The sequence below is a fragment of the Geomicrobium sp. JCM 19037 genome (genome assembly GCF_000698105.1).
Taxonomy (GTDB): domain Bacteria; phylum Bacillota; class Bacilli; order Bacillales; family Marinococcaceae; genus Geomicrobium_A.
Genome location: NZ_BAWZ01000008.1, coordinates 1 through 17,104, shown reverse-complemented (window position 1 = coordinate 17,104; position 17,104 = coordinate 1). Strand labels below are relative to the sequence as shown.

Sequence of the window (17,104 nt, the reverse complement as noted above, 5' to 3'; positions counted from 1 at the left end):
TGAATGTAATACTCTGCCTGTAGGGTTTGTATAAGATATCCTCATTAGCTCATCCCCAATTGTGTCGCTAGGTCTTTTCCTTGCTTTTTCTGCTTTCGTCGCTCTTCACTTGGATTTCTCGGGTCATTATACGTATTGTACTGATTAATTACAGGGGGTTGATTTTGTCTTTCTTGGCGCATCGGTATTCCTCCGCCTTCGCCAAGTCCATTCCCTCTTACCTTTCCTAGAGCCTTTTCATAGATTTCCCGATCCACTATCGTTTCGCCATTCTTGCCGATTACACTATCTGCCCCGAGGTTGTCACGGATCGCAAATCCTGTGCTACCAAAACCGAGGTCAACACCCATGTTTTCTAGTGCACCTCGGATGCTTTGTCCGTTTCCTTTAAACGTTTGATTTACGGCGCCGCCAGCAGCATCTTTGATCCCATCTGCGGCTTTTTTGATGCTATCTTTTGATTCCTCCATACCTTCAGCAACAGATTCTCCAAGCGTTTTTCCAGCGTCCTTAAACTCTGGAGCGTACCCCTTCATATCTCTAACAATCTCATCTAGCGTGGATAAGATTACATTCTTAACCTCTTCCATGACTTCTTTCATCGCTTTAACGACCTGTGTCGTCGCCTTTTCAATCGACTCTGCCATTGGACCTCCAAAATCGAGCTTGTGGATGTCTTTTAATGGTCCTGTCTTTGCCGGGGAAAATGGTAAAAAGTCACGCACTGCGTCTACGACATTTGTAATAGCGCCTGTTACCATACCAATACCATTCTTGATTCCATCAGCAATCATTTTTACGATATTACGACCGGCATCTAAAAAGCGTTGCCCTGCGTTTCGGACAACATTTAGTGCACTAGTAATACCTGATCTCACTGCGCTAACAACAGCATTAAACGCTGTAGATACAATGCCACGGAGAGCGTTGAATACCGTTGTAAAAGTACTGCGGATTGCTGATGTAACTGTTGTAACAACGTTTCTAGCACTGTTCATGCCATTCGAAATAAACCCTCTAATTGCGCTCATCACATTGTTGACGATGTTACGCGCTGCATTAAAACCGGTTTGGATCACGTTTCTAATAGCATTAACGACTGTTGTCACCGTGTTTCTAATGCCATTCCACACTGTTGTGATTAGTGACCGTATAGCATTCATGACTGTAGTAATGGCGTTCCTTATGGCATCAAATACTGTTTGCACGACGCTTCTGATTGCGTTAAGCACCGTCTGAAATACGTTTCTAATTGTGTTCCAAACTGTTTGTAAAAACGTTCTAATGTTATTCATCGTCGTTTGAATCATTTGTCTTTGAGCATCAAAACGCCCACGTACAAAGTTAACAATCGCTGTTAAAATGTTACGAAAAACGGTTTGGATCGTATTCCAAATCGTTCGGATTACCGTCTGTACCGCTGTCATGATTGTGCGAATATTGTTTTGTGCTGCTGTAAACTGAGTACGTACGAAGTTCACGATGTTGCTCAGTGCATTTCGAAACACGCCTAAAATGTTGTTCCAAATTGTGCGGATAAAAGAAAAAACCGCATCCCAGATACGATTCCAAATGCTTTGTATATTACTTGTGACGTTTTGGACTGTTGACCTTATCGTGTTTAGTGCGTTTGTAAACAGATTTCTAATGCCGTTCCACATGTTTGATATAAAGTTACGCATTAAGCCTACGAATGACCTTACAACACCGACGATCCGTCCAATAAAATACAACTGAATAGCGTTCCATAGGAATTGCACCGCACCTGTAAACATCTGCTTAATACCTTCCCACATGCGGCTGAAATCTCCAGTAAACAAACCAGCAAATGTATTGACAAGACCCATAATAAAATTAAGCGCCCCATCTATTGCTCCTTTGATTAGCTCCCACGTTGTAATAATGAGGTATTTAATTGCTGGCCAGATAAACTCCATAATTGACCAAATGGTATTCATTACGGTTGTGATAATCGTAGCGATAAAGTTAAAGACATTAGTGACCGCTTGCAAAATCGCCTCGCCGTTTTCTGCCCAAAATTGTTGAATCATTTGTAATTTCTCGCTGATAAATGATACAACTGCATCTAATACGGTCATGATTGTCGTGCGGATGGTCTCAAATACAGTGGTTGCAGTCGCCAATATTGTCGATCCGTACTGTTCCCAATACCCTGTAATTGCTGTGACAACTGTCATAACGATGTTTCTTACGGCTTCCATCGCACCTTGGACAATATTTCTAAAGGTTTCCGAGTTGCTGTATGCGGCTACAAAAGCAGCACCAAGACCAACCAAACCAGCAACCACTAAACCAACCGGCGACACCATCCCAGCGAGAGCCGGTATTGTTGCACCTATAATTTTGAGCATGGCACCCATAGCGATTAAAACGGGCCCGACTGCTGCAGCGATACCACCTATCACAACGATAGCTTTCATGATACTGTCATCTAAGTCGATAAAGCTACGTACTAGCATTGCCAAAAAATCTATGATTGCTCGTAAGGCAGGCTCAAACACTTCGTAGATAGCGATGGCAGCACCCTCTAAAGCTGATTTAAGTGCAATCATTGATCCACCTAGATTGTTACTCATGATGTCTGCCATTGATTGAGCCGCACCGTCAGCGCCATACATGCCTGCTTCTAGTTCTCGTATTGCATCTGTACCCTCTCCAAGTAAAATGTTTACACCACGCATAGAACGCGCTTGGAAAACTGAGCTTAGTGCCGCATCTCGCTGAGCATCTGTCATCCCCTCTGTCGCACCCTCAATATCGCCGAGTATATCTGTCATCGGCCGCATATTTCCTTGCGCATCGTACAGAGCAATGCTTGTGTCTCCAATCGCTATAGCTCCATTTTCCGCGCTTTGGCGTAAGTCTCTAAACATCGCATCAAGCGCTGTACCTGCTGACGATCCTTTAATACCGTTGTTCGCAAGTACGCCGAGGATTGCAGATGTCTGCTCCAAGTCCATTCCTGCGGCTGCCGCTGTCGCACCAGAGTATTTAAGCGCCTCGCCTAATTGCTCTACGTTCGTGTTTGAGTTTGCCTGAGCATATGCAAACACGTCCGCTGCACGCGCCGCCTCGTGCGCCTCCATTCTAAACATCGACATCGTATCCGTTACAATATCTGAAGCACGACCGAGATCAAGTGCACCGGCAGCCGCTAGATTAAGTACGCCCGGCAAACCTGCAATGATCTGCTGAGCATCCCAACCAGCCAATGCCATGTATTCCATCGCCTCACCGGATTGTGTAGCCGTAAAACGAGTGGTAGCGCCCATCTCCTTTGCCTTATTACGCATGTCGTCCATTGCACTGCCTGTAGCGCCAGATATTGCTTGTACCTTTGACATTTGACTATCAAAACTCATACCTGCAGCAACGGCGGCCGTCGCAATACCAGCAATAGGTACGGTGACTGCTTTTGTGAGTGTTTTCCCTATGTCCGTAACTTTCTGCCCGGCTTGTTGAAAACTCTTGCCTATTGCACTTGCTGACGATTCTCCTGCTGACCTCACGCCAGACAAGGACGAGGAAAACCCCGAGTCATCCAACGTAATTGGTGCAGATAATTGACCAACCACAAAAGCCATTTATGCCCCTCCCCTCTTGCTTGGTTTGCTTGTTGCTGATGCTGCTTGGTTGACTTCTGACTCGTCCCATTCAGCCATTGAGCGTTTCTTTTTATCGCGCATGAAACGTATCCATGCGGAGTCCTCTGGCAATGCACCAACTAAAACCAAAAACCGCCTCCATGAGAGACGGTCTGAAAACGCTTCTGTATTTAAATCCATGCTATAAAATCTTAAAAAATCAGCTTCTAACGACGCCCACCCCCAGATTAATACCCGGGGGTCATTCCGTTTTTTGCTCCACCGTTCCCACTGATTTGAGCCTTACCACCTTGACCAGTGTCTACATCGTGTCCCCACATGCCCATGATGTCAGGCACGATGTGCTGAAACACAAAATTAATACCGGCTTCTGATCGTTCAAGCGAGCTTAAAAATTTTTCACCAAACATCAACTCGATAAACTCATACATCCGATCTTCTGGCACTTCCATTTGTGTTTTTCCTTGTACTTTACGCACGCAATGCCTAAAATAAAATGTTGCAAATTTAAACGGCATTTCTTTGGCAACTGGAAAATACTCGTTGTTAAACTTAACGACTTTCGGCTTGTCTTTTTCGTTGTATTCTTTTAATGCAACATCGTAATCAGCAGCGAGACTTTCTTGCTGAATTTGCGAGATTTCATCTGCTTTTTCATTGAGATAGTGAAGCTTTTCAGCGTTATGCATTATCCTTCGCCTCCTTCCCCGTTACCTGGATCAATTTCTTCTTTGCTGTTCACTCGGAATTCACCAGAGAAATTGTAAATTCCGTCAGAAACCGAACCCTCTTCCTCGTATGAAGTGAAAAATCCTGTTAATTTGTGACCACGCCCAGATGCGTCTGTGTGCGTGAGCTCGGCTTGTCGGCCTTGCTCTGCGGTTGTTTTTAACTCTGATTGCCCTTTGTCGCCTTGAATTGAGATACCCTCAAGTGATACCGTCTCGCCAACTGCCGTCGCAATAAATTGTTGACGATAGATAAGGCCACCCTCAACTAAATCCTCCGAACCGGTAATGTCTGCTTCCTCGATATCCATCGAGTGTCCGAAACTAGTGATCTTTGCAACTACTTCCTCGTTTACATCAACTGTCGTGCCCGCAAATCTACGTGCTACTGGCATATTTTCACGCTCCTATAATCTGTATTTGCCGCGCCCTTCCGCGCGTATTGTATAATGCACTGTCCACTCATTTCTGCCTTTATCATCACGCCCTATGCTTCCTGGTGCTGTTTGGAGCATCACAACCCAAATATCGGGACCACCCTCAACAAACTTGTCATCACCAAAAGCGACCAAATGACTGTGTATCTCCATCAACAGTTCCTCAGACAAAAAATAGCTATCATTACGCACAATAACCTGCACACCAAATTGATCGACATTTAATCCGTGTGACGGCTCGTATATTGCGCTGCCTCATCATAAAATGTCACACAGTCGTTAGGGCTATCTGGTTGCGTGCCAACAAAAAAAGTCCTGACCTAAACGGCCAAGACCTTCACCAACTAAATATTTTGCGACTTGATCTGCCATGCTCATCGCAATCGACCTCCAAGCTCATGCTGTGCAGCCGCTATAAATGCACGCGGGCCTAATTGTTGCAATGGATCAGCAAGATAGCGCATTTTTCTTCCTTTTTGGAAGTTGGCGTTATTCTCATGCCAACGGACTGCATATGGCAACCTCTGACGACCAGTGCCACTACCACCGCCAAAGCTGATGCAAGCCTCTGCGCCGTTTCCCATTACAACAACACCGGAACGTTGAAGCTCTCCTTCATCATGAGGAACTTGTTGTTTTGCTCCTTCTAACACGACATGAGCCGTTTTTTGTACCGTTGCACGACCACCGTCCGCAACATGCTTTAAAAGATTGCTGCCAGCCACGTTTTCCATCCTGCTTTTGTTGCCACTACCTCACCCCCATACGTGTTTCAATTTCATAGTGATGTGTTTCACCCGTGCGCGGGTCGTCTATTGGCGCTATATTAATAGCTTCCATCGGTGATCTCTGATAAGGGTGCGTTTGCGTAATTCTCCAGCTCTCGTGCTGCACATCTATAGGTGCGTCATCGGGCAAAAATATGAGTGCATTCACCATGACCTCGACACCTTGCTGATTGACACTCCGACGCTTACCATACTCCACAAATGCGGGCTGATCACTGTACGACTCAACCGTTTCCCAATCACCATTGTATGATCGATCTCGCTTATCTATTGTCACCCGGTGAGACATTAAAGACTTGATTTGCTGTTTGCTCGTCATGACATCTTCACCTGCCGCTTAACAAGCCTAGATGTTGCGAGTAACCCATCTGCATATTGCAGTTGTGCAGGTACAGGCGACACCTCATCTGCATTTTTAGACACCGAAAAACGCCCAAGAGACAATGTGGCTGCGTCGGGTGCTTGATCTTGGTTATCATGCAAATATCCAATCATGTGAGCCACCCATTGCTTAACAGCACTTTGTTGATAGGTGTACAACTTATCCATATCTAATATCCATTCGCGGTCTGGTGGGAAATCAAGCACAGTTTCATAATCTAGCTGAGCTATGCGCCCACGGTGCGCCGATCGACTCCCTAACCGAGCATCTAGCAACATGCACGCAAGTGCTATGCGTTGTTCCGTCGCTTGTTCTTCATCTTTTCCGGTCAATTCAACAAATTCCTCGGCTGATAGGTACATAGCGTCACCCTTTCAACGCATCAATAAGATCAGCCTTTTTCATAGAGGAGTAGCCTTCGATTCCTTCTTTTTCTGCCTCATCTCTGAGCTGAGCAACCGTCATCGATTCAATCTCGTTTTCTCCATCTCCTCCACTCTCGGCTCTGAATCAGTTTCTTCAACGCCATCCAACCAATTGCGATTAACAATAAATTGCTTAACGACTTTTACGACTGACCCTGCGGACGCTGCGTTTGCGGTGTATCCGATTAATCGAGCATATGAGGGTGACGTGGCAACTACAACGCCATCCTCTCCGCAAGCAACGGGGATACCTGCCGGTAAATCCTCGCCAGCCTCTACATCCCATGTAGGGTTTCCTGTAATGTTGATAATTACTTTGTCACCATCACTGAGATCGCTCGTGGAGACAAATTCAGGCACTTCACCATCGTGCGCCGCCCGGACATTGACCTCATCTGCTGGATCATGCCACTTTGTCAAACACATAAGGCGATGCTTTTGCACATCGCCCTGAACATTGACTGTGATACGGGTCATTAACCCTCACCGCCCTCTCCGCTAGTTTCACGCGGCGTAAGCACCGCAAATGGATAACGGCTAGACTCATCTTGATTAATACGGTTAATTGGGTTTGGTACTTGCCAAGCTAGACGCATAACCACACGCAAGGCAACCATATCTTGTTGAGCGAGGTTATAAACAATGTTGCCATCAGCATCCGTGATCACTGACTGGTCAAGGATTTTATAGGTGATGTCTTGACGCATAGCGTAGATGAGTTGATTCCAGTCGCCTGCAAACATAAGCGCGGCGTCATCTGCTGTAATTGCTCCGTTACGCGGGAAAATGGTAGGTTCGCCATCTAGTTGATACCTCGTGCTTTCTTGCATTGTGGAGTTAAACAGTGGTTGTCCTTGACCATCACGCAAACCGCGCAACTTAGAACGCATCGACATGGAAGATACATGACCGTTAACCATGAATCCACTTTCTTCAACGCCTGCAATCAATCCCCTTTCACCCATGATGTCATCATAAATATCTGATCCTGTACCAAGTGCAACGCTATTGCCGGCGTTTTGAGCACCTAGAGTACATGCTCCGGCCATGATGCGGGGGCAGTCTCACCAAACAGTACAGCACGGTCGAAAAGCACGCCCATCGCTTCCTCGATTCGTGGTCGTACCTGACCCCAAATGTCATAATCGGTATCGTCAAGCACTGCCTCTGGAATCGGCACAATAGTTGCGATCTCTTCAACGTTCAGAAACTTGTTTTTCCACGCCATTTTCGTGGTTTGCTTCAAACCTCCGTCCGGCGCTTCCCCGTCAACAAAATAAGCCATAGGCAAGCTGCCAAGTACCGGCATACGGCGCTGATTACGGCTCATGTTTGGTGCTCTTGTTGCTAACTGCATGACAGCACTATTTTGTACAGCGCCCTCAATAATTTCTCGACTGACCTCTTCCGGGATTAGCGCTTGTGCATCATCACGAGAGATAATGCCGTTGTATTCTGCAAAGTGTTGCAAGTTCATTTTCATTGATCCAGTGATGTTCTTTTTCATATAATTCACCTCTAATTTTATTTATCTTCCTGCTTTTTGACGAATCATACTGTTCATATCTAGCCCATTACCATCGCCATTTTGATTGTCGGGTGGCGTTGCACCGGCGCGGCGTGGTTGTGAGGCTTTCAGCTTCGGATTTGACTCCACTGACGACTTGATTGCTGATTCCAAATCAGCATTAAACGATTGACTACTCGGGTCTAAGTCTTTAAGTTGACCACCTGCCTTCATGACTGCCAGAGTCAGTTCGGGTCTGCGCCAATCTTATTAGCAATTGCAGAAAATGCATTCTCGACTTTGAGCGATTTAATCTCTTGATCTCGGTCCTGCAATTGGTTTGCTAGTTGATCAGGGTCCACCTCATCATTTTCCAAACCAAGCGCCCTTTTCATTTGATTCACTTGCTCTTGTAGTGCGTTTTTCTCGGTACGATAACCCGCGGCTTCTGTTCGCAATGACTTTACATATGACTCATCAAACGTTTTGCCGTCCTGCGACTGATTATTTGATGTTTGGCTTGGCTGTTGGGTCTGCTGATTTGTTTGTTGGCTACTACCACCATCACCTTGATCGGTTTGCTGATTACCACCGTCGCCGCCGTCCCCTCCATCAGCAAAATACTGCAAGTTCATTGGTAAAACTGGTTTATAAGGCATCTAGCCCACTCCTTTGATATAAAAAATAGCCCTCCTGGGGCGTATGGATTAATGCGCTGTTTTAACTTGCTCTCGTACATATTTTCTTGGCAAATACGGATATTTTTCTAAGTGCTCTCGTTGCCGCGCTTGTAATTGATTGACTTTTGCTTTGCTATCTTCTTTATCCCTTTGCGTAAGCCCTGTAGCCTCTTGACGCTTCGCCTTTCTTATTTCCCTCTCTATGGCCCTTTGCTGTTGCTGGGCATTGTATGCCACCTCCTGCGCTTGCTCGTAACCGTATTCGTCGATCAGCGCCCTCTCGGCCGGATCAACTCTAACCTCTTGCTCCGGTGATATACCTTCAAAATAAGGATTAATGTCATGAGCGCAATTTGGATGAAACAGCCCCGACGCAATCGCCTCCTCCAAAGTGTAATACCGTGCGTCGTTGCCCGACTGAGTAAGGATAATACCTTCCCACGGCGTGCACATATCGCAAGCTCTAAAATGCGAGGAGATTCGCACGAGATCATATCCATACTCTTCATATCGGTTAAGGCTTGCCTGGATAGCCGCATGGCCAGACATCGTCCGCCCTACCATCTCGGCGTATGCATCTAATGGGAAGTTGCGACCGTTGCGATACGTGATACCTTTAATACCTTGCCGAGCATAATCATCTAACTGGCGTTGTGCTATATCGACACGAGTTAAGGTGTTGCCCTCGCGAAAACTAGCATCGCCAACCGCAATTGCTGTACGTCTATATACGTCCTGGCTGTAACGGATAATTTGTGAGTGCGTGCCCTCTAATCCCTCGTGTGCCGCCGCTTTAAACACGCCATAATACTTGGTGTGTTTGGCATAATTACGAAACCTTTGCCCCTCAGATTGCGATAATGGCTGTTGTGTAGATGGTTGCCGCTTGAGGATCGGTGTACCGGGAGATATATCTCGAGTCGGCGGCGGTATGACAATGCGATTTTCCAACTGTCGTAATTCCGCGTCGGTGTGCCTAATACCCCGAATATACGCCTTTGCTAACTCTTCCGATGCCCAATCTTGCCACGATGACTCAAACAAGCTTGCTTGCTCCCTCGCCGCCTGCATGAATTGCCCCTCAAGATCGTGCACCGCATCTGGATTTTGGACAGCACGTCCAAGCACGTAGGATAACGCCGCACCAACACCTAATGTCGCGATCTCGGCAGCACCAAATAATGGCTCTCCGTATCGCTCGTAACTCGTCGGATTTATCATGGCAATCCAGGGAACGGCATTCCCTCAGATCCATTCTCATTTCTGATACGCTCAACTTCTTCCAGCACTTCTTTCTCCTCCCAATCTGGGTGTTGCTTACGCACCTTCATGAGCGTCGATATAGCTTTAGCTTGATCAAGATTTCGGATCGTCTCGCTCTCCTCACGCTCATTCGGCACAACGCCATCCTGCATGGACACATAAACGGTCTGCGGCGTATAACGCGTGCTCAAACTGCTCTCTATATCCATCTGTTGCATCTGAGTGAGCAGTTGGCGTAAAGCAGGTTGCCAGTAACGGCTTTTCTTCTCGCGCGTTAACAATGACTTACGCTCTCTTATATGCAACGCTGTACCGCTCTCAGCTTGACCTTGTATGTTAAATCCGAGCGTTTGAGGGTTGTAGCCTGCACGACTCGCAATCTGCCCACAAAGTTCCTCAACGGTGCGTAGATGTTCGTCTACTCTGATGTCAAACTGCACCTCTTTAATAGGATCATAGCTGTCACTACCGACACGTAAATCACCCATTTTTAATTTTAGAAATACCTCGTTAAACACATCAAACGAGTCGTTTTCGTCCACTAATTCCTCATCGACAAGGACACGACCTAAACCTAGACGAATATCGCGCATGAGCGAGGACCATGTTTCATCCAAACTCGACATCAGGGATAGCGCCCCTTGGTAGTCCGATACTCCGAGTGCATTGCCGGGCTGTAATCGATTCGGGCGCATGTTTGGTATATAGACGCAACCTAATCCCTCCATGTTGTAGGATATATCCTCTAAATCCATTCCGGCGGTCTCCTCAAGCTGGTTTAAATCCATCGGCAATCCAATCCTATCGTGACTGCCGTCATACAAGCGATACCGGATGACCAGTTGTCCGTTTTCACGACGCCGATCCTCAAACAGTCGATAGGTTTTCCCGCTCTGCTCCCTGCGCACCACTTGATAAAAGGTAACGGCTGTAAGCATCCCTCTCGTGAACTCGGGCAACGCTTGGATAGGTGTAATTGCTGACACAACCGGCACGTCCATCAGCTCGGGATCAATATCCAATTTAAAAAAGAGCCCGGACAGCCCCGCACTCATTTCCGCACCCTCCAATATGAGATTGTAAAAAGCGTTGTCCTCTAAAAATTGTTTGATGCGATCTCCGCCGCCTGCATCCTCGTCATACTGAATGTCAGGAACTTCGCCGAATAGCAGGTTTGCGCTTGTGGAAGCAATGTCCCCAGCAATGGGCAAATGTACCTTTACGCTGTTCGAACGTTTTTCCACGGCTTGATTTTGCCAAAACGTGTTTTTGATGGCTGGCGTGACTTTGTTACCGTAGTACCGGATTAACGTTTCTTCGTCACCGGAGTACCAAGCGCCCCATTCTCGGAATTTATCAAACCAAAACTGCCACGCTGGCGGCGGCCATTGACTATTTTCTTGTGGGAATGCCATTTAATCACCAACTTTCCCCTGCGATATTCCCAATGTATATTTTACGGACATCTTTACCGCATCATCATGCATAAAACCTTGATTAATTAAGCCATCATAATAACTTTTTGTGATTTTTGCCATTTCTTTCGAAATATCCACAAAATAAGGCGACAATTTTTTCATGTTTTCAATGGCATATTCTAGCTCCATTTGTTTATACCCATCCATTTACCCCGCCTCCTTTAGAATATTACGCCACACGCTTGGACGACTGTAGATGCCGTACCGCAATGCATCGGGACCGTGATCATCTACTTTCATAGGCTTATCCTCTCCACGCTCCTGCGCCTTTTCGTCCCACACATAAGCGTATAGCTCTTTAATTAAGCCATCACATCGTTTGTGCACATATAAGTGATTGGCACCAAACATGGATGAGACAACACGTATACCGTCCTGTACTGAGTTGTCAGCTTGCACAATCTTTTTAAATCCATCTTTGTTAAGTTGCAATATAAATGACTTTGCCGATGGATCGACAAATATATAGGACGGGATGAGCTTATGGCTACGCAACCAAACACTGAGTGCTTGGCTGTACTCTTTATCCGTCTTTTGACGACCCTTAGCTTTGCTATCCCAACGCCACTCATCGATCACATAAATATTGTTGTCGTTGCCTAATCCTAGTAGCAGAAACACCGTCGGGTTAGCTGTACCATAGTCAATCGTTACCCAATGTTGCAGGATTTTGGGATGCTCTTTGACAACATTATCTTCCTCAGAGAACATGTCGAAAATAAGCCCCTCAGCCATCACCCATAAGCCTTGGATAAAGCGCTTGTAAAAGACGCCTGTAAACATCCTGCGATAACGCTCTTTCACTCGCTCAGCAAGCGTCAAATTGTCGTTAATCGTAAAGTGCAGATACAGGATTTTCTTCTCGTTTGCCTTATCGATGTATTGCTCTTTGAACCAGTGTTTTGGTCCTTGTGGATTGCAGTTAGCGAATATCTTTGCGCCATCAACCGAACAACGACCGATCATCTGCTCAACAAACGATTTGGGAAACAACGCCACCTCATCGGCATATGCGCCTGCTGCGGTCAAGCCCTGCAAAACGTCTTGGCTCGCTTCGTTGCTCGCTCCAAAACAGTAATAAGTGTTTGAGCCAACGACAAAGAAGTTTTCCGAGCGATTATATTGATAGCCCAACCCTTTTGCAGCCAGTATTTGAAATAACGGTTGCAACACGTTACGTTTGAGCGCACCCATTGAACGACCAGCGATGATAAAGGTCTCGTTTTCAAATGACGAAAGCGACCAGGTCACGAAACTATCGATGCATGAAATGGTTTTACCCGAACGAATTGCTCCATCCGCAATAAGCATGTCGTGATCTTTATATGGGCTTCGTTCTGTCCACCACGTCAGTACCTTCTTTTGCTTGCGAGAAAATGGACGATATTTAAACGACGCAATTTTATTCCTATTCTTGCTCATCGTCCCACACGTCCTCTACGTTGTCTTTGAGAGCATCCACGAATGAGCCGATAGATGTCTGTACATCCTCGCCGCTATCTCTGGTTAACTCATCCAGTTGCTTGTACATGCTCACTAATGTTGTCATGGCACGGGATAATGAATTGAGATAATTGCCTTGGCGATCCCAAGCAAACTGGATTTCCCACTCTTCGCCGCTCACATTTCCTTTTTGTTTCTTTTTCAGCTCTTTAATGAGTTCGTTTTTATCATCAACATACATGATTTTTTGAGATCGGATAATGGCAGCTTCCTGTATGGCGATATTTCGCTTTAACTTGGCAATCTGATCCTCGTTCTCAAAATGTTCCACGAGCTCTAGTGTTTCGGCGGTAGGTACTTAGCAAACAAACCGTGGCTGACAGCGTTGCTATTTCCTTTTGGCGCACCGCCTTTATTGCCTATTGCGTTGCCGTTACCTAATGGAGCGCCGGGCTTTTTCGGGTGCACCCCATCTTTATTTTTGTGTGCACCTTTTTGCGTGACCAAGCATGGCGCTTTTTCCAACTCTTAACGGTGTTTAGTGAGACGCCATGTTTATCTGCAATATCTTTATACTTCATTCCATTAACGTAATCTCTCTGTGCTTTTAACTGTTGCTCAGTCACTACAAGCTCACCACCCCCGACATCTCGTTAAGTTGTTTTGCGATTTAAGGGAATGGGAAGCGTTCTTTCAACTCCCCCTTTATCCCCCTCGCCTTCGTCATTCCCTGTTCAAACTGCCATTTTTCGTGCTCTGCCTTGCCAATTTGCTTTGCTCTTATATACTCGCCCATCTTGTCCTGGTGCTGTTTGTTCTTTTGCCTGAGCTTGCGTATATCATCGTTCTCCCAAAGAAACGGGTGTTTTTTACGGCAATCAGGACAAACAAAAAAATGGGCACGCACCTTTTGACCTTGGTGCACACCCATTCTTCTTTTTTTAATCTCTCTTACTTTAAAATGCTTCCCGCAATCGCATGTTACTAGCGCTTTTTCAATGATGATCACCCCTTTCGTTATGTAAGCATTAAAAAAGCACCCGAGTGGGTGCTTTTATTCCTTATACTTTAAATATCTTTTACTTTAATTCTAAATTCTCAATTGATTCATTAACAAATTTGGTCAATTCCTTTGATTTTTCCATAAGTTCATCAAAGCTACTTGTGACATAAGAGAAATTATTTTTGTCCACAATAAATTTTCTAACTTGAAAGCTCCAAGCATCAAATGCAATAAATATTTCATCATATTTGTAGTTTTCTAAGCTTCATTTTCAAAGTATACATCATTAGCTGATGAGCTATAATTTTCTGATAGTGTGTAAAATCCCTGAGCTAACAAAAAATCGCCATCTGACAACTTTTTTTCTTTATCTAGTACGTCCATAACACAAAATGCGTTACTGAGCATTTTATTTACTTTTGATTGCAACATTTGAAGTTTTCTTATACTAAATCCCATATTAACCCCCTATAATTTGGTTTCTCTACCAACTTCGCCATAAGGGACTATATTCCTGCATCAATAAACAAAAAGCGCCTGGTTGGGTGCATTATTTATCCAACACATCTTTTAATGATTCGCTTAACTTTTTTTGAGTAGTTTCTAACAGCTTCAGCAATAATTCAAAATCGTCTTTTATCTTAACGTCACTTATTTGCTCTGGCGAAAACTTTATAAGCATTTTACCTTCGTTTTCTTTATTAATATATTTTTGATGAACCTTTTCCATCACTTTAATATATTCACCTAGAAAAGCATCGTAACTTTCTTCAAATTCGCTTATAACAGGCATGTTAACAGCAATCAACCTTACTGAATCAGCTATAATTATTTCTTGTTCATCTTCAAGATTTCTAAATTCTAAACTGCTTATTTCTTGTCTAACTAACCTTTTTGTTAAAAGATTTATTTTAGATATAGATCTAGATATGTTGCTGTATTCATTTAATAATACTTCAATTTTCTCGGCACGTAATCTTTTTTTCATAAATCGGCGCTCTAGCTCTTCATTGTTATTTTTTGTTAATGCATTCCCGATCCAGATACCCACAAAAGTTGTTATAACCGGCAAAAACACTGGTAATAAACTTAAAATTTGTTCCATTATTAAAACCCCCTAAAAACAGTATAATCTAGAAGGTTTTGTAATTGCACCAAAAAGCCACAACGACCAACCTCGCTGCGGCTTAATAAGAATGGCTCTCATATATAGGTGGCGGGCGTATGGCAATATCTAATCCTCGATAACATCGTGGTACTTTAAAATCACCGAATCCTCTATCGTGTTGTTCATATATTCTTCGTATACTCGAGACCACGGCCCGCCTGATTTATGGGTTAATTCCACAAGATCGAATGGTTTGTAATCCATATATTTTTTCAAAACACCCAGTATAGATTCAATTGCTACTAAACCGTGTTTTGACGTAGCGATCCTCATGAATGATGCGTAACTGCCATTTCCTCCACTAAGATTTCGAATACATCATCTTCAACCTGTTCAATGTTGTCTCTTCCATGAGTTCTATATTCTCGGAATATCGATTCAACAACTGGACCATAATTGTATGCAACAATCGGTTCTTGGAATAGTTTCGTTCCGGTCTTCTTAAGATACCTAGCGTAGCTAAATAAATCAACTTCTGCAACTTTAAATGAGAAACAGGCAGCATACTAAGAATGAAACGAGCAACGTCATCAGCTACTAGTTCACCGTCCCTCTTAGCAATGTTAATAAACTCATCAATATCGGATGTGAATATAACATCTTCAAAGAACTTGTCTTTTTCAGCAATTGATTTCTTCGATCTTCTATCAGTCTTTAATTTGTGAATGCCTAAGTGAACATTTCCACATTCACGTTTATATTTAATTAAGAAAGAGCGAATGTGATCTTTGTCCATCTCATCTTCATTGACAGAATGCCACCCTATTCTTTTTCCTTGAACATACGAGCTCTGAATTGCAATGAAATGGCTCACCATTCTACTCTCCTCCTTTTCTTTCAGATGTTTGTATATCCTTATAAGAACCAGCCCACTCAGTGTAAGCCTGCTTATGTAATGCGTGAGAATCATAATTCCCTTTAGCTTTTTCTTTGCTCCAAATTTGAAGCTCCCAAGGAAAATGGGTGTTATTCTCTCCATCGAAATATATGTGAATAGCTTCGTAATCACCAACGCATTGATGATTTAGTTTAACCCTAAAACCCTCATCTTTAAACCTATTCTGGATACTTTCGAATAATCCTCTAAATTCCGGGCAATTATAATCAAAACCCGGCACAATCAATCTTAGACCTAAAAGATCATTTAAACATTTGTTTAATGGTATCTTTCCAAGTTCATTTTTATTTATTCTATAATGAAGAAGCTTACTTACGTATGATTGAGGTTCTTTTACCCTCATCCTCAAATCCAACTGTGAATAATTATCCTCCAAGTAATCGAGGTCATAAATGGTCAAGAAAGTTAGATACTCATTATAGCCATTCAAAATATCAACAAAATTATGATTGAACTGATACTGATCGTAAGACTCCATAATACTCACAATATGTGACACTTGTTTCTTTTTCAAATTATATGGATTAGATCCTTCATTTTGCAACGATTCAATCCAAACATACGTTACTTCAAGAAAATGTTTTTTTATAATATGAATGATTTCTTCAATCGTTCCATAGTAATCACGAGCTGTATAACCAAATTCGTCAAAAGGCGGCAATTTCATCCTCCTTTTTAACTAAAGTGTACTAAACGTTACTAAATATATAAAGAGTCAATTAAGTCAATATATCAACAATGCTCTAAAAAGCCTCATCCCACAAAGGAGAAGAGGCTCGTGTTAATCTGGTTATTAACTTTTGCTTCTGCACGCCCCACCGTCTTTTGCACCGTCCCCTTACAGACGCCCAGATACCGCCCCGCCTGCTCCATCGACAGCATCTCCGCCTTACACATCACATAAACCTCCCGCTCCCTCTCCGTAAGCACAGACAGCGCGTCGTCCAACCGGTTGTGCTCCACCTCGCTAATCTCCGTGTGCTCCACGACATTATGCTGCAAACGCTCGAGCTTGTCCGGGTCCATGTACACTGTGCGCTGGTGCACAGAGCGCCGATCAATATCCCGCTTAGCTCCCGGTTTCCGGCTGGTCACCATCCACTCGATGGCATATTCTAAGCTGCTGATTGCATCGCCCACAATTTCGTGCTCACTTTTCTCATGCTTCAATTGCGTCCAAGCCGCTTTCGTCTCGACAGGTTTCCGCTCTAATGTCTCTCTGTATTCCTTTAATTCCTTGAGCTTCACTTTGTACTCAATAATCAGATCCAACATCCA

General features: G+C 44.2%; 26 protein-coding genes. All 26 read right to left on the bottom strand.

Features of this window, described 5'->3' with window-relative positions:
* Nucleotides 1-44: 44 nt before the first annotated feature.
* On the bottom strand, nt 45-3,605 hold the full coding sequence (locus tag JCM19037_RS22215; protein WP_052363603.1) for a phage tail tape measure protein: 3,561 nt from the start codon (nt 3,603-3,605) through the stop codon (nt 45-47).
* Nucleotides 3,606-3,755, bottom strand: coding sequence for a hypothetical protein (locus JCM19037_RS29160; RefSeq protein WP_307189735.1), 150 nt, complete (start codon nt 3,753-3,755; stop codon nt 3,606-3,608).
* Between the two features lie 98 nt (nt 3,756-3,853).
* Nucleotides 3,854-4,315 carry a hypothetical protein gene (locus JCM19037_RS06135; protein ID WP_042398993.1) on the bottom strand — a complete coding sequence of 154 codons (462 nt, stop codon included), beginning with the start codon at nt 4,313-4,315 and terminating at the stop codon, nt 3,854-3,856.
* Nucleotides 4,315-4,749 (bottom strand): hypothetical protein, encoded by a 435-nt coding sequence (locus JCM19037_RS06130; RefSeq protein ID WP_042398992.1) that lies wholly within the window; start codon nt 4,747-4,749, stop codon nt 4,315-4,317. Before JCM19037_RS06130 ends, JCM19037_RS06135 begins: the two co-directional genes overlap by 1 nt.
* Before the next feature lie 12 nt (nt 4,750-4,761).
* Nucleotides 4,762-5,037 carry a minor capsid protein gene (locus tag JCM19037_RS06125; RefSeq protein ID WP_255357863.1) on the bottom strand — a complete coding sequence of 92 codons (276 nt, stop codon included), beginning with the start codon at nt 5,035-5,037 and terminating at the stop codon, nt 4,762-4,764.
* Nucleotides 5,038-5,165: 128 nt separating this feature from the next.
* Entirely contained in the window at nt 5,166-5,516 is a 351-nt protein-coding gene (locus JCM19037_RS06120) for a hypothetical protein (protein WP_152548967.1), read from the bottom strand.
* A gap of 25 nt (nt 5,517-5,541) precedes the next feature.
* Nucleotides 5,542-5,898 (bottom strand): hypothetical protein, encoded by a 357-nt coding sequence (locus JCM19037_RS06115; protein ID WP_042398986.1) that lies wholly within the window; start codon nt 5,896-5,898, stop codon nt 5,542-5,544.
* Nucleotides 5,895-6,323 (bottom strand): hypothetical protein, encoded by a 429-nt coding sequence (locus JCM19037_RS06110; RefSeq protein ID WP_042398983.1) that lies wholly within the window; start codon nt 6,321-6,323, stop codon nt 5,895-5,897. Before JCM19037_RS06110 ends, JCM19037_RS06115 begins: the two co-directional genes overlap by 4 nt.
* A gap of 4 nt (nt 6,324-6,327) precedes the next feature.
* Nucleotides 6,328-6,426 carry a Rho termination factor N-terminal domain-containing protein gene (locus JCM19037_RS06105; protein ID WP_052363602.1) on the bottom strand — a complete coding sequence of 33 codons (99 nt, stop codon included), beginning with the start codon at nt 6,424-6,426 and terminating at the stop codon, nt 6,328-6,330.
* Nucleotides 6,423-6,863, bottom strand: coding sequence for a head fiber protein (locus JCM19037_RS06100; protein ID WP_042398977.1), 441 nt, complete (start codon nt 6,861-6,863; stop codon nt 6,423-6,425). Before JCM19037_RS06100 ends, JCM19037_RS06105 begins: the two co-directional genes overlap by 4 nt.
* Nucleotides 6,863-7,435 (bottom strand): phage major capsid protein, encoded by a 573-nt coding sequence (locus JCM19037_RS28295; RefSeq protein WP_202963222.1) that lies wholly within the window; start codon nt 7,433-7,435, stop codon nt 6,863-6,865. The genes JCM19037_RS06100 and JCM19037_RS28295 overlap by 1 nt, the downstream gene beginning before the upstream one ends.
* Entirely contained in the window at nt 7,414-7,893 is a 480-nt protein-coding gene (locus JCM19037_RS28290; protein WP_202963221.1) for a phage major capsid protein, read from the bottom strand. Before JCM19037_RS28290 ends, JCM19037_RS28295 begins: the two co-directional genes overlap by 22 nt.
* Before the next feature lie 21 nt (nt 7,894-7,914).
* On the bottom strand, nt 7,915-8,127 hold the full coding sequence (locus JCM19037_RS06090; protein ID WP_042398974.1) for a hypothetical protein: 213 nt from the start codon (nt 8,125-8,127) through the stop codon (nt 7,915-7,917).
* Nucleotides 8,128-8,138: 11 nt separating this feature from the next.
* The gene (locus JCM19037_RS06085) at nt 8,139-8,552 is read right to left on the bottom strand and encodes a hypothetical protein (protein ID WP_042398972.1); all 414 of its coding nucleotides are present in this window, start codon (nt 8,550-8,552) and stop codon (nt 8,139-8,141) included.
* Between the two features lie 48 nt (nt 8,553-8,600).
* Complete coding sequence (locus JCM19037_RS06080) at nt 8,601-9,794, bottom strand: phage minor capsid protein (protein WP_042398969.1); 1,194 nt, start codon at nt 9,792-9,794, stop codon at nt 8,601-8,603.
* Nucleotides 9,791-11,251: a phage portal protein gene (locus JCM19037_RS06075; protein WP_042398967.1), complete on the bottom strand. Its 1,461-nt coding sequence runs from the start codon at nt 11,249-11,251 to the stop codon at nt 9,791-9,793. Before JCM19037_RS06075 ends, JCM19037_RS06080 begins: the two co-directional genes overlap by 4 nt.
* Nucleotides 11,252-11,461 carry a hypothetical protein gene (locus JCM19037_RS06070; protein ID WP_042398964.1) on the bottom strand — a complete coding sequence of 70 codons (210 nt, stop codon included), beginning with the start codon at nt 11,459-11,461 and terminating at the stop codon, nt 11,252-11,254.
* Nucleotides 11,462-12,625 (bottom strand): PBSX family phage terminase large subunit, encoded by a 1,164-nt coding sequence (locus tag JCM19037_RS06065; protein ID WP_238544576.1) that lies wholly within the window; start codon nt 12,623-12,625, stop codon nt 11,462-11,464.
* A gap of 97 nt (nt 12,626-12,722) precedes the next feature.
* Nucleotides 12,723-13,088, bottom strand: coding sequence for a hypothetical protein (locus tag JCM19037_RS26835; RefSeq protein WP_052363601.1), 366 nt, complete (start codon nt 13,086-13,088; stop codon nt 12,723-12,725).
* A gap of 106 nt (nt 13,089-13,194) precedes the next feature.
* Nucleotides 13,195-13,338, bottom strand: coding sequence for a phage terminase small subunit-related protein (locus tag JCM19037_RS26830; protein ID WP_238544583.1), 144 nt, complete (start codon nt 13,336-13,338; stop codon nt 13,195-13,197).
* A gap of 89 nt (nt 13,339-13,427) precedes the next feature.
* The gene (locus tag JCM19037_RS06055) at nt 13,428-13,766 is read right to left on the bottom strand and encodes a hypothetical protein (RefSeq protein ID WP_042398958.1); all 339 of its coding nucleotides are present in this window, start codon (nt 13,764-13,766) and stop codon (nt 13,428-13,430) included.
* 252 nt (nt 13,767-14,018) lie between these two features.
* On the bottom strand, nt 14,019-14,219 hold the full coding sequence (locus JCM19037_RS06050; RefSeq protein ID WP_042398956.1) for a hypothetical protein: 201 nt from the start codon (nt 14,217-14,219) through the stop codon (nt 14,019-14,021).
* 91 nt (nt 14,220-14,310) lie between these two features.
* Nucleotides 14,311-14,865, bottom strand: coding sequence for a hypothetical protein (locus tag JCM19037_RS06045; RefSeq protein ID WP_042398953.1), 555 nt, complete (start codon nt 14,863-14,865; stop codon nt 14,311-14,313).
* A gap of 332 nt (nt 14,866-15,197) precedes the next feature.
* A complete protein-coding gene (locus JCM19037_RS26825) occupies nt 15,198-15,338 on the bottom strand; it encodes a hypothetical protein (protein ID WP_238544582.1) in 141 nt (46 codons plus the stop codon).
* 408 nt (nt 15,339-15,746) lie between these two features.
* The gene (locus JCM19037_RS22200; protein WP_052363599.1) at nt 15,747-16,487 is read right to left on the bottom strand and encodes a hypothetical protein; all 741 of its coding nucleotides are present in this window, start codon (nt 16,485-16,487) and stop codon (nt 15,747-15,749) included.
* Between the two features lie 92 nt (nt 16,488-16,579).
* The coding region (locus JCM19037_RS06030) for a sigma factor-like helix-turn-helix DNA-binding protein (RefSeq protein ID WP_052363598.1) at nt 16,580-17,104 on the bottom strand (525 nt) is incomplete at its 5' end.

What these genes read in the sequence shown, in the direction of transcription:
- JCM19037_RS06045 (WP_042398953.1), bottom strand. Translation starts at nt 14,865, where the DNA reads ATGGAACAAATTTTAAGTTTATTACCAGTGTTTTTGCCGGTTATAACA.
- JCM19037_RS06110 (WP_042398983.1), bottom strand. Translation starts at nt 6,323, where the DNA reads ATGTACCTATCAGCCGAGGAATTTGTTGAATTGACCGGAAAAGATGAA.
- JCM19037_RS06130 (WP_042398992.1), bottom strand. Translation starts at nt 4,749, where the DNA reads ATGCCAGTAGCACGTAGATTTGCGGGCACGACAGTTGATGTAAACGAG.
- JCM19037_RS06085 (WP_042398972.1), bottom strand. Translation starts at nt 8,552, where the DNA reads ATGCCTTATAAACCAGTTTTACCAATGAACTTGCAGTATTTTGCTGAT.
- JCM19037_RS06105 (WP_052363602.1), bottom strand. Translation starts at nt 6,426, where the DNA reads ATGACGGTTGCTCAGCTCAGAGATGAGGCAGAAAAAGAAGGAATCGAA.
- JCM19037_RS06050 (WP_042398956.1), bottom strand. Translation starts at nt 14,219, where the DNA reads ATGGGATTTAGTATAAGAAAACTTCAAATGTTGCAATCAAAAGTAAAT.
- JCM19037_RS22215 (WP_052363603.1), bottom strand. Translation starts at nt 3,605, where the DNA reads ATGGCTTTTGTGGTTGGTCAATTATCTGCACCAATTACGTTGGATGAC.
- JCM19037_RS06075 (WP_042398967.1), bottom strand. Translation starts at nt 11,251, where the DNA reads ATGGCATTCCCACAAGAAAATAGTCAATGGCCGCCGCCAGCGTGGCAG.
- JCM19037_RS26830 (WP_238544583.1), bottom strand. Translation starts at nt 13,338, where the DNA reads ATGAAGTATAAAGATATTGCAGATAAACATGGCGTCTCACTAAACACC.
- JCM19037_RS06070 (WP_042398964.1), bottom strand. Translation starts at nt 11,461, where the DNA reads ATGGATGGGTATAAACAAATGGAGCTAGAATATGCCATTGAAAACATG.
- JCM19037_RS28295 (WP_202963222.1), bottom strand. Translation starts at nt 7,435, where the DNA reads ATGGCCGGAGCATGTACTCTAGGTGCTCAAAACGCCGGCAATAGCGTT.
- JCM19037_RS06135 (WP_042398993.1), bottom strand. Translation starts at nt 4,315, where the DNA reads ATGCATAACGCTGAAAAGCTTCACTATCTCAATGAAAAAGCAGATGAA.
- JCM19037_RS28290 (WP_202963221.1), bottom strand. Translation starts at nt 7,893, where the DNA reads ATGAAAAAGAACATCACTGGATCAATGAAAATGAACTTGCAACACTTT.
- JCM19037_RS06090 (WP_042398974.1), bottom strand. Translation starts at nt 8,127, where the DNA reads ATGAAGGCAGGTGGTCAACTTAAAGACTTAGACCCGAGTAGTCAATCG.
- JCM19037_RS06080 (WP_042398969.1), bottom strand. Translation starts at nt 9,794, where the DNA reads ATGATAAATCCGACGAGTTACGAGCGATACGGAGAGCCATTATTTGGT.
- JCM19037_RS06115 (WP_042398986.1), bottom strand. Translation starts at nt 5,898, where the DNA reads ATGACGAGCAAACAGCAAATCAAGTCTTTAATGTCTCACCGGGTGACA.
- JCM19037_RS06065 (WP_238544576.1), bottom strand. Translation starts at nt 12,625, where the DNA reads ATGCTTATTGCGGATGGAGCAATTCGTTCGGGTAAAACCATTTCATGC.
- JCM19037_RS06100 (WP_042398977.1), bottom strand. Translation starts at nt 6,863, where the DNA reads ATGACCCGTATCACAGTCAATGTTCAGGGCGATGTGCAAAAGCATCGC.